The following is a 10,636-nucleotide window of genomic DNA, read 5'->3' on the forward strand; positions in this document are numbered from 1 at the left end:
AAAGTCACGCTCGAATTCCACGCTCGAAGTGATGGCTTCGAGTTCGTACGCCCACCCGGCCCGGCGCCCGGGTGCACCCTGGGGAATGCACCTTCACTACAAGCGGCGACCGGGTCGGGGTGGCGCTTTCCTACCTGACACCCGATGACCGGTGGCACACCATCTGGCGCACCCTGGCGAACCGTGGCGAATAGTCGCCCGGCAACCTCCACGGGGCTACTGTCAACTCAGCCGAGAACCTGGGGGCTTGACGTGAGCGGAGAACCCAACACCCGCCTGGCCGACCTGTTCGGCCTGGCCGGCTGGTCCAAGGGCGAACTCGCGAGGCTGGTCAACAAGCAGGCGGCGGCCATGGGCCACCCCCAATTGTCGACCGACACCTCCCGGGTGCGGCGGTGGATCGACACGGGAGAGATCCCGCGCGATCCCGTGCCGCGGGTGCTGGCGGCTCTGTTCACCGAGCGTCTCGGCCGTGTCGTGACCATCGAGGACCTCGGTCTGGTACGGCACGGGCGTGCGGGAAAACGGCAGGGCGACGGGAATGCGGAGCATCCCGACGGAGTGCCGTGGGCGCCCGAACGGACCGCCGCGGTCCTCACCGAATTCACGGGAATGGACCTCATGCTCAACCGACGCGGCTTGGTGGGCGCGGGTGCCGCGCTCGCCGCGGGATCCACACTCAGCAGCGCCATGTACGACTGGTTGCACACCGACCCCACCCTGAAGGCCGACGCCCCTGTCCTCGACGATCCCCTGCACGCCGACCCCGCTGGGTTCGACCGCTATGAGGCCGCCCCCATCGGGTCGCAGGAGATCGAGGAACTGGAGCGCTCGGTCGAGGTGTTCCGCGCCTGGGACGCGGCCCGCGGAGGCGGGCTACAGCGCAAGGCGGTCGTGGGACAGCTCAACGAGGTGGGCGGCATGCTCGCCTACCACCATCCACCCCATCTCCAGCGCCGCCTGTGGGGCGTCGCCGCCAACCTCGCCGTCCTCGCGGGCTGGATGTCGCACGACGTCGGCCTGGAGCCCACGGCCCAGAAGTACTTCGTCATCGCCGCCCATGCCGCCCGCGAGGGCGGTGACCGGCCGCGAGCCGGTGAGGCCCTGTCCCGGGCGGCCCGGCAGATGGTGCACCTCGGCCGGCCCGACGACGCGCTGGATCTGATGAAGCTCGCCCAGTCCGGCTCGGGGGAGCGCCTCCAGCCGCGTACGAAGGCGATGTTCCACACCATCGAGGCCTGGGCACAGGCCTCGATGGGCAAGGGCCAGGCGATGCGCCGCACGCTCGGACAGGCGGAGGACCTCTTCGTCTCCGACCGTGCGGAGGTGGAACCGCCGGACTGGATGCAGACCTTCAAGGACGAGGATCTGTACGGCATGCAGGCCCTCGCCTACCGCACGCTCGCGGAGTTCGACCCGGGCGCAGCCGCCCACGCGCAGTACTACGCGGACAAGGCCCTGGCCCTGCGCGTCGACGGACGGGAGCGGTCGAAGATCTTCGACCATCTCTCCATGGCCTCGGCCTGCTTCATCGCCGACGACCCCGAACAGGCGGACCGCTACGCACGGCTGGCCCTGATGTCGATGGGCTCGAACTCCTCACGCCGCACCTGGGACCGGCTGCGGCAGATGTACCGGCTCACCGCCGAGTACGCCGGCTACCCGAAGATCCATGAACTGCGGGAGGAGATCAGGCTCGTCCTGCCGAGGCAGAAGGGCAGGGGCGACAACAGCGCACAGGCGTAAGTGGCCTGCGCGCTGCGGATTCCGAACCGGTCAGGTCACGCGGTGCCCCGGGCAGGCCGGCTCGGCCGGTGACTCGCCGGGGCGGCTCACGCGATGTTCTCGGCAGGTCGGCTCAGCCGGTGACCCCGGCAGGTCGGCTCATGTGGTGACCTTGGCGACGAGCACACACGCGTCGTCCTCACGCTCGGCTCCGCCGAACTCCTCCACGACCGCGCGCACACAGTCCTGCGCGGTGCGTGCCGCCCCGAAGCGCGGGGCGAGGTCGAGGAGGGGGGCCACGGCGGTCGTCGCGCTCTGCCCGGACACCAGTCCGTCGGTGTGCAGCAGGAGAACGTCGCCCGGCTCGAGGGCCACCTCGGCCTGCCCATAGGTGGCGCCCGTGGTGGCGCCGAGCAGGACGCCTTCGGGTGCGTGCAGCACACGCCCTGTCCCGTTGCGGTACAGCAGCGGGGCGGGGTGTCCTGCCTGCGCCCACACCAGGGCGCGGGTCTCGGGCCTGTAGCGGCAGCAGACGGCGCTGCCGAGAGCGGGCTGCACGGTGGCGTCGAGTAACTGGTTCAGCATGGCGAGCAGTGCGCCGGGTTCGGTTCCGGCCATCGCCATCCCGCGCACGGCGCCCAGCAGCATCGCCATGCCCGAGGCGACGGCGACCCCGTGCCCGGTGAGGTCGCCGACGCTGAGCAGGGTCGCCCCGTCGGACAGTTCCAGCGCGTCGTACCAGTCGCCGCCGATCAGTGCGCTCGTCGCGGCGGGCAGACAGTGCGCGGCGAGGTCGAGGGTCTGCTGCCCCCGGTGCGGGAGCCGCAGGGAACCGCGCCATGGCGGCAGCACGGCCTCCTGCAGCTCGACCGCGAGCTGGTGCTCGGTCTGCGCCTGCCGGCGGTGGTGGTGCAACGAGTCACGGGTCTCGCTCACCGTCCGCTGGCTGCGGCGCAGTTCGCTGACGTCCCGCAGCACGGCCCACATCGAGGCGGTGCTGCCGTCGGCACCGAGCACGGGTTCGCCCATCATGTGCACGGTCCGCTCGGCGGCGTCGGGCCGTACGATGCGGAACTCGCCGTCGATCGGCTTGGCGTCGACCAGGCAGTCCGTCACCATCGCGGTCAGTTTCGGCCGGTCCTCCTCCAGGATCAGGGAGGGCAGCTCGTCGAGGGTGAGCGCGGGGGCGGCCGGGTCGAGGCCGAGGATCTGGTACAGCTCGCCGGACCAGCTCACCTCGTCGGTGAGCAGGTTCCACTCCGCGCTGCCGACCCGGCTGAGCAGCGACCCGCGTGCGGTGCCGGCCGGTGCCGGCCGGACCACCGGGGTGTCGACGGGCTCGGCGGGTGCGGGCAGCGGGCCGTCCCTCAGCTGCGCCAAGTGCGAGTCCAGATCCTCGAGTTGGTGCAGTGCGAGGTCGTACAGCGCCTGTTGCCAGCGCTCCTCGGGCTCCGAAACCTCGCTCTTGGTGTCGCGCCGTACGGCGTCCATGTCGCCCCTGAGTCTCCGCGTCTGCGATATCAACGCCTCGACCGAGCCGCGCGCCGGCGGCTGGGCGGCTGAGCGGTCCGCGGAGACTGGGGACGGCATGACGCACTCCGATGAGGGGACGGTACGGCCACGGGGGAGGGGAGGGACCGTTACGACTGTCGCACAGCCCGCGACGCCCCGTAAGGGATTTGGCAACACACGATACGGTGGTGCTTCCGGCATATGCCAGAGTCCCTCCGGTGTGATCCGAAGGTACGGATGCCGTACGCGCGGAAGTCGCCAAGTCGTAGACGCACTACGGGAGATGACTGACTTCGAACCCTTCGAAGTAGCGCCCATTCGCGCGTTCGACGCTCTGGTGTTCCATAGTGCCTCCGACAGGTTGCGGCGCGCCAACTCTGTCCGGATTCAGCGTCCTGTGAAGGACGTCTGCGGACTCCTTATAGGCATGGACCTCATCATCGAGCAGCCCGCCCACGCCCGTCTGATCACCGCCGAGGACCAGGAGGTCCCGGTGTCGGCAACCCTGCGCTACACGGCGGACGATCCGCTGGCCGTCTTCGTGGACTTCCCGCCCGAGGCCACCCTGGGGGGCGACGAGGTCACCTGGACCTTCGCGCGCTCCCTGCTGGACCAGGGACTGCGCGCCCCGGCCGGACACGGGGACGTCCAGATATGGCCGTGCGGCCACACGCGGACGGTCGTGGAGTTCCATTCGCCGTGCGGTCTGGCCCTGATCCAGTTCCCGACCTCGGCGCTGCGCCGTTTCCTGCTGAACACCTATGCCATGGTGCCGGCCGGGCAGGAAGACGTGACGGCGGTGGTGGAACGGGGGCTGAGCACCCTGTTCGGAGGGGTGTGAGCGGTGCCGGTCATGCCCGGCAGCAACTTTGACTTTTGTTCACCCATGCCTCATCGCACACCTATGGACCTCGTCGATCACCGCGTGCACCCTGGCGCGCGGTGTGCCGCAGGGGCACTCCGCTGACGAGGACGGGGCCAATGACACCGATCAGCCGAAGGGGATTCGTGGGGCTCGGGGCGTCCGTGGCGGCGGGAGCGGCGCTGGGCGTCGGCACCCGCAGCGCGGCCGCGGCCGCCACGGCGAGCGGCACGATCAAGGACGTACAGCACGTCGTCATCCTCATGCAGGAGAACCGCAGCTTCGACCACTACTTCGGGCGCCTGAAGGGTGTCCGCGGCTTCGACGACCGCAGCGGCATCACCCTCAGCGGCGGCTACCCGGTCTTCAACCAGCCCAACGGACTGGGCCGCCAGTACCCGTGGAAGCTCAGTGCGACCCCGGACGCGGGCGGCAAGGACGGGGAGACCCTCGCCCAGTGCAGCGGCGACCTGCCACACTCCTGGTCCTCGCAGCACTCCGCGTGGAACAAGGGCCGCATGGACGACTGGGTCCTCGGCGTGGGCAACGTCCGATCGCTCGGCTACCTGGACCGGTCCGACATTCCTTTCCACTACGCGCTCGCCGACAACTACACCATCTGCGACGCCTACTTCTGCTCCACCCTCAGCGCGACCGGACCCAACCGCACCTACCTGTGGAGCGGCAAGGTCGACCCCTCCAGCTACGACGGCGGCGACGAGTCGGGTCTGACCTGGCAGAGCTACGCCGAGGCGCTGCAGGCCGCCGGGGTGAGCTGGAAGGTCTACCAGAACGCGGACGACAACTACGGCGACAACGGCTGCGCCTACTTCAAGAACTTCACGAACGCCAAGCCGGGCGACCCGCTCCACGACCGCGGCATGTCCTCCGTCCCGAAGGTCACCGGCTCCACCCCGGACGACATCGCCGCCGCCATCAAGGCCGACGTCCTCGCGGGCACCCTGCCGCAGGTCTCCTGGGTGGTCCCCAACCAGGCATTCTCCGAGCACCCCTACGCCCCGCCCGGCGACGGCGCGCACTTCGTCAGCCAGGTGTACCAGGCCCTCGCCGCCGACCAGGACGTCTTCGACTCGACCGTCCTCTTCCTCAACTACGACGAGAACGACGGCTTCTTCGACCACGTCCCGCCCCCGGCCCCGCCCGCCGGAACCGCCGGCGAGTTCCTCAACGGTGTGCCCTACGGCTTCGGCTTCCGCGTCCCGATGATCGTCGTCTCTCCCTGGACACGCGGTGGCTGGGTCTCCTCGGAGGTCTTCGAGCACACGTCGGTGCTGCGCTTCCTGGAGACCTGGACCTCGGCTCTCGGCAAGCCCGCCAAGTGTCCCAACATCAGCGACTGGCGACGCAGGGTGAGCGGCGACCTGACCGGTGTCTTCGACTTCGCCAACCCGGTCCACGGCACCGTCGCGCTGCCCGCGACGAACGTCATCGGCATCGACACCTGCGGCCCGCTGCCCAACCCCGTGCCGACGAACAACGCCCTGCCCGCCCAGGAATCCGGCACCCGTCCGGCCCGTGCGCTGCCGTACCAGCCGAACGGGTACCTGGACCACCTGGAGTTCGGGTCCGCCGGCAAGATCCTCGCCTGGTTCACCATGACCAACCAGGGCGGCCCGGCGACCCGGGCGGCGCACTTCTCCATCCACCCCAACGCCTACCGGGACACCACGCCCTGGCAGTACACCGTCGACCCGGGCGGCACGGCCTCCGACTCCTTCAACATCGGCCTGGGCTTCGGCTCCGGCAAGTACGACCTGACCATGGTCGGGCCCAACCGGTTCCTGCGCCGCTTCCAGGGCGACGCCACCAAGGCGGGCAAGACGGCAGAGGTGAGCACCCGTTACGCCGTGGAGCCCGGCACGGGCAGGCTCGCCGTCTACTTCAAGATGACCAACTCGGGTGCGTCGGGCGTGAAGTTCACCATCACGTCCAACCACTACCGCAGCGACGGTCCCTGGACGTACACCGTCGTCGCCGGGGCGTCGAAGGAGGACTACTTCAACGCCGTCGCGTACCAGAACGGCTGGTACGACTTCACGGTGACCGTCGACTCCGACGCGACCTGGTCGCGCCGGTTCACCGGGCACCTGGAGACGGGCGCCGTGAGCGTCAGCGGCTGACCCGGGCGTACAGGTCCGGGCGCGGGGCGAGGTCGACGGCCACCCGGCCGCCGGTCTCCAGCGCCCGGACCCCCGCCTCGGCGACGACGGAGGCCGCGTAGCCGTCCCAGACGCTCGCGCCGGTCGCCTCGCCCCGCCGGGTGGCGTCGACCCACGCCTGCACCTCGCGGTCGTAGGCGTCGGCGAAGCGGACGAGGTAGTCCTGCGCCACTGCCTCGGCGGCGCTGCCCCCGGCGGTCACCACCATGGTGTGCTCGTCCCCGATCCGGGCGCTGCCCGCCTCGCACACGGCCTCGCAGCGCACCTGGTAGCCGAAGCCGCAGTTGACGAAGACCTCGACGTCCACCAGGGCACCGTGCTCCGTCTCGAAGACGACGAACTGCGGATCGACCAGGCCCTCGGGCGCACGGGCCGAGGACGCCGGCCGCAGCACGGTGACCGCCGTCAGCTCCTGTCCGAGCAGCCAGCGGGCCGCGTCGATCTCGTGCGAGACGGAGCTGTTGACCAGCATGGCGCTGGTGAAGCCGGCGGGGGAGCAGACGTTGCGGTGGGTGCAGTGCAGCATCAGGGGACGGCCGAGGCCGCCTCCGTCCAAAAGAGCCTTCAGGCGCCGGTACTCCCGGTCGTAGCGCCGCATGAAGCCGATCTGCGCCAGCCTGCGGCCGAGGCGCGCCTCGGCTTCCAGCACCCGCAGCGCACCCGTGGAGTCCGGCACCATGGGCTTCTCGCACAGCACCGGCAGGCCACGGTCGAAGGCCGCGAGCAGGGCCTCCTCGTGCGCGGGGCCGGGAGAGGCGATCAGGACGGCAGCCACCCCGGGCGCGTCGAGCGCGGCCACCGCTTCTGTGTGCACGGCGACGCCGTCCAGGCCGGCCACCGCGTCCTTCGCCCGCTCGACCACGGGGTCGGCCACGGCAGCCACCCTGGCGCCACTCACCACCTGATCGAGGCGTCGTATGTGGTCGGCTCCCATGTGTCCGGCACCCAGTACCGCCACGCCCAGCAGCTCACCCATGCACGCGCTCCCTCTCGCCGCCGATCACGCCGTAGCGTTCGCCCGGGGAGCAGGCGGCGAGGGGGCCGGTCAGGGGGACCCGGGCGGTTCGGGCGCAGGCCGGGGGACCGGAACGGCTCGGGGGGCTCAGTACCGCAGCACCCCCGCGATACCGTTCGCGTCGCCCAGCGTGCCGTCGGGAACGAAGCGGACGTCGGCGCCGGTCTCCAGACACTGCTCGACGATCTCGTCCACGATGTCGTCGCGGGCGTCCAGGTCACCGGTCTCGGCCGGGATGAGGTGGTCGCCGTCGTCGCGGACGGTCGTGCGGTAGTTCTCCTCGACGGCGAGGAGCCGGACGCGCCCGTCCCGGGCGTTCTGCCACAGCTCGTCGACCCCGGCGGCGAAGGTCTTGTGCCCGCGTGCCGAGATCAGTTCCCTGATGACGGACGTGGTGTTCCTGTGGTCCTCGGCCGCCAGGACCGGCTTGAGGGCCTGCCACACGGCCTCCGGGCCGGCATGGGCGAGGCCTCCGTGCGCGATCTGCGCGGCGGACTTGGCGACGCTGCCGACCTCGTCCAGCAGGGACAGCGCTGCCTGCTCGCCGGTGATGTACAGGGGTCGGGGCTGGTCGCGCAGGACCGCGCTCATGGCGATGTCCGCCTCGCGCAGATACTGGCGGGTGCCCTCGTCACGGAAGGTGCTCGGCTCGTCGCCGATCTGCATCCTCCGTTCGGCGTCGAAGTTCTCCCGGACGTGGATCAGAGGGAAGCCGCCGGAGCGGACTTCCACGACCCGGTCGGGGCCGCCGGACCACAGCGTGATGCGGTCGGCGGAGAGCGACAGCACCCAGAAGGGCCGCTCGGCCGCCTGGGCGGAGACCAGATTGCGGGTGAGGAAGGTGTCCGAGAGCACCACGCGCTCGGGGACGGTGCGGGCCAGCGACCAGACCTGGTGCTCACCGGGGGCGGCGAAGATCACCAGGCCGTCCTCGGCGTGTGCCAGGTCGACTTCCGCCAGGGCGCGGTCGAGCTCTGCCACGACCTCGGCGCGCCGTTCCCGGCTGACGCCGGGGTCGGATTCCAGCCGCTTCCTGGCCTCGGCCACCACATTGCGCAGCCGGACCGGATCCTGTCCGCTCTCGGGTTCGCGGCGATGTGTCGGCGTCAGCACGGACACTGCCGGATAAGGACGCGGGCGCCGCAGTTCGGCAAGGGTTGCGGGACTCAGTGCGTGCTCCATGACAGCACGATAGGGCGGTTTCAGCTGTCCGGCATTCGGACTCAAAAGAGGACATTTCGCTACGCTGCGTCATGCCCCGGACGCGATGCGTCAACTCGCTTGGACACGAAGCGTTTACATGCGTTCGACATGTCGATCATTTGGACTGCTATCGTGCTACTCGCTGGTAGCAAGTTGCTGCGGGGGAACAGCGGGAGCCATCCGACCCATGGCTCCCCATACGGGCAGCCGAGCCCAATGACCCGGCAATGAGGCCGGGTTGGCGGCGCACGTCCGGTCATGCACCGCGACGCCCGCACTCCGTATCCTCGCCCACGTACCCAGACAGGTGAGACACCTCCCATGGCACGTTCCCTGGTCGATTTACTGACCCAGCACGCCTCGAACCATCCCGAGCGCACCGCGTACCGGCACCTCGTGACCGGTGACTGCGACGGGGAGATCCAGGAACTCACCTACGACCGGCTGGCCACTCGCTCCCGGGCCGTCGCCGCCTGGCTGCAGGAGCGCGGCCTGGCCGGCTCGCGCGCGATGCTGCTGTACCCGCCCGGCCCGGAGTTCATCTGCGCCTATCTGGGCTGCCTCTCGGCCGGTGTGATCGCCGTACCGGGCGTGCCCCCGCAGGGCCGCTCGCAGAACCACCGCGCGCTGACCCGGATGAAGCGCCTGATGGCCGACGCCGACGCCAAGGTCATCCTGGGCGGCCGCGACGTCATGGCCGCGCTCGACGGCATGGCCGGGCATCTGCCCGAACTCGACGGGATCGCCCGCGCCGCCACCGAGGACATACCCGACGACGCGGCCGCCGCCTGGCGCGAGCCCGAACTCACCGCGGACACCGTCGCGTTCCTCCAGTACACCTCCGGTTCGACCTCCGCCCCGCGCGGTGTCGTGGTCACCCACGGCAACCTGCTCGACAACGAGCGGGTCATCACCGAGCGCATGGGCCACACGCCCGAGGCGATCGCCGCGCACGACCACGAGATGTTCGTCAGCTGGCTGCCCGTCTACCACGACATGGGGCTCATCGGCCCGGTCCTGAACACGGTGTACCTCGGCGCCACCGCCACCCTGTTCTCGCCCCTGCACTTCCTCCAGCAGCCGGACCGCTGGCTCACCGCGGTCAGCCGCTACCGCCCGCACACCAGCGGCGGCCCCAACTTCGCCTACGAGCTGTGCCTGAAGCACGCCGGCCCGGACCTCCTCGACAGCCTGGACCTCAGCGCGTGGAAGGTCGCCTTCAACGGTGCCGAGCCGGTGCGCGCGGCCACACTGCGTCGCTTCGCCGACACGTTCGCCCGCGCCGGATTCCGCCGCGAGGCGCTCTACCCCTGCTACGGCCTGGCCGAGACCACCTTGATGGTCACCGGCGGCGCCGTGGACGCCCCGCCCACGCTGCTCGCCGCCGCCGACGGGGCACCGAACGCGGGCGAGGCCGACGCGGCCGCCGTGGGCTGCGGCCGGCCCGGCGAAGGCGTGATCGTGGCGATCGTCCACCCCGAGCGGCAGCAGGAGCTGCCCGAGGGAGAAGTCGGCGAGATCTGGGTGGGCGGGGCGAGCGTCGCCAAGGGCTACTGGCGCAACACCCTCGCCACCCGTGAGACGTTCCGTGCCCGGCTCCCCGGCCGCGAGGGCCGGTTCCTGCGCACCGGCGACCTCGGTTTCCTGCGGGACGGTGAACTGTTCGTCACCGGCCGGCTGAAGGACCTCATCGTCATCGACGGCCGCAACCACTACCCGCAGGACCTGGAGCTGACCGCCGAACTGTCCCACCCGGCCCTGCGCCCCGGCTGCACGGCGGCCTTCGCCGTGGACTCCGCGGCGGAGGGCGAACAGCCCGTCCTCGTCGCCGAGGTCACCCCCGACAGGGCCGGTGAGTCCGAGAAGATCACCGACCTGATCCGCAGCGCCGTCGGCGAAGCGCACGGCCTGTCCGTGGCCGACGTCGTCCTCGTCCTGCCCGGCACCATCCCCAAGACCTCCAGCGGGAAGATCCAGCGCCGCGCCACCCGGACCGCGTACCTCGGCAGCACCCTGTCCCTGGTGCCGACCGCCGCCGTCGAGGGGTGACCCCGGGCGCCGGTGCCCTGGCGGCGCCGGCGGCCCGGCGCCCCGCCCCTGCGGTCCCGATACCGGCCGCACCCCCTTCCCTCTGCCGTG

Annotated in this window: 7 protein-coding genes; 4 read left to right on the top strand and 3 right to left on the bottom strand. The window is 70.7% G+C overall.

The genetic code is table 11. The features are described from left to right. Window positions 1–252: 252 nt before the first annotated feature. Window positions 253–1,746: a hypothetical protein gene (locus AB0H32_RS14335; RefSeq protein WP_361119254.1), complete on the top strand. Its 1,494-nt coding sequence runs from the start codon at window positions 253–255 to the stop codon at window positions 1,744–1,746. A gap of 138 nt (window positions 1,747–1,884) precedes the next feature. Here the strand turns inward: AB0H32_RS14335 and AB0H32_RS14340 are convergent, their stop codons facing one another. Continuing rightward, complete coding sequence (locus AB0H32_RS14340) at window positions 1,885–3,315, bottom strand: SpoIIE family protein phosphatase (protein ID WP_361119256.1); 1,431 nt, start codon at window positions 3,313–3,315, stop codon at window positions 1,885–1,887. Between the two features lie 349 nt (window positions 3,316–3,664). On the opposite strand from AB0H32_RS14340, the gene AB0H32_RS14345 reads away from it, so the two are divergent. Both AB0H32_RS14345 and AB0H32_RS14350 read left to right on the top strand, forming a co-directional pair. Beyond that, window positions 3,665–4,078 (top strand): SsgA family sporulation/cell division regulator, encoded by a 414-nt coding sequence (locus AB0H32_RS14345; RefSeq protein WP_361119258.1) that lies wholly within the window; start codon window positions 3,665–3,667, stop codon window positions 4,076–4,078. A gap of 140 nt (window positions 4,079–4,218) precedes the next feature. Continuing rightward, window positions 4,219–6,240, top strand: coding sequence for a phosphocholine-specific phospholipase C (locus tag AB0H32_RS14350; RefSeq protein WP_361119260.1), 2,022 nt, complete (start codon window positions 4,219–4,221; stop codon window positions 6,238–6,240). On the opposite strand, the gene AB0H32_RS14355 is transcribed toward AB0H32_RS14350, so the two are convergent. Beyond that, the gene (locus AB0H32_RS14355; protein ID WP_361119262.1) at window positions 6,230–7,255 is read right to left on the bottom strand and encodes a Gfo/Idh/MocA family oxidoreductase; all 1,026 of its coding nucleotides are present in this window, start codon (window positions 7,253–7,255) and stop codon (window positions 6,230–6,232) included. The two genes, AB0H32_RS14350 and AB0H32_RS14355, sit on opposite strands and share 11 nt — an antisense overlap. Window positions 7,256–7,381: 126 nt before the next feature. Beyond that, window positions 7,382–8,476 carry a chemotaxis protein gene (locus AB0H32_RS14360; RefSeq protein WP_361119264.1) on the bottom strand — a complete coding sequence of 365 codons (1,095 nt, stop codon included), beginning with the start codon at window positions 8,474–8,476 and terminating at the stop codon, window positions 7,382–7,384. 342 nt (window positions 8,477–8,818) lie between these two features. Between AB0H32_RS14360 and AB0H32_RS14365 the strand changes: the two genes are divergently transcribed. Continuing rightward, on the top strand, window positions 8,819–10,546 hold the full coding sequence (locus AB0H32_RS14365) for a fatty acyl-AMP ligase (RefSeq protein ID WP_361119266.1): 1,728 nt from the start codon (window positions 8,819–8,821) through the stop codon (window positions 10,544–10,546). Window positions 10,547–10,636 lie beyond the last annotated feature (90 nt).

Origin of the sequence: Streptomyces sp. NPDC020362, assembly GCF_040642095.1 — a bacterium.
GTDB lineage: Bacteria > Actinomycetota > Actinomycetes > Streptomycetales > Streptomycetaceae > Streptomyces.

What these genes read in the sequence shown, in the direction of transcription:
- AB0H32_RS14360 (WP_361119264.1), bottom strand. Translation starts at nt 8,476, where the DNA reads ATGGAGCACGCACTGAGTCCCGCAACCCTTGCCGAACTGCGGCGCCCG.
- AB0H32_RS14355 (WP_361119262.1), bottom strand. Translation starts at nt 7,255, where the DNA reads ATGGGTGAGCTGCTGGGCGTGGCGGTACTGGGTGCCGGACACATGGGA.
- AB0H32_RS14365 (WP_361119266.1), top strand. Translation starts at nt 8,819, where the DNA reads ATGGCACGTTCCCTGGTCGATTTACTGACCCAGCACGCCTCGAACCAT.
- AB0H32_RS14340 (WP_361119256.1), bottom strand. Translation starts at nt 3,315, where the DNA reads ATGCCGTCCCCAGTCTCCGCGGACCGCTCAGCCGCCCAGCCGCCGGCG.
- AB0H32_RS14345 (WP_361119258.1), top strand. Translation starts at nt 3,665, where the DNA reads ATGGACCTCATCATCGAGCAGCCCGCCCACGCCCGTCTGATCACCGCC.
- AB0H32_RS14350 (WP_361119260.1), top strand. Translation starts at nt 4,219, where the DNA reads ATGACACCGATCAGCCGAAGGGGATTCGTGGGGCTCGGGGCGTCCGTG.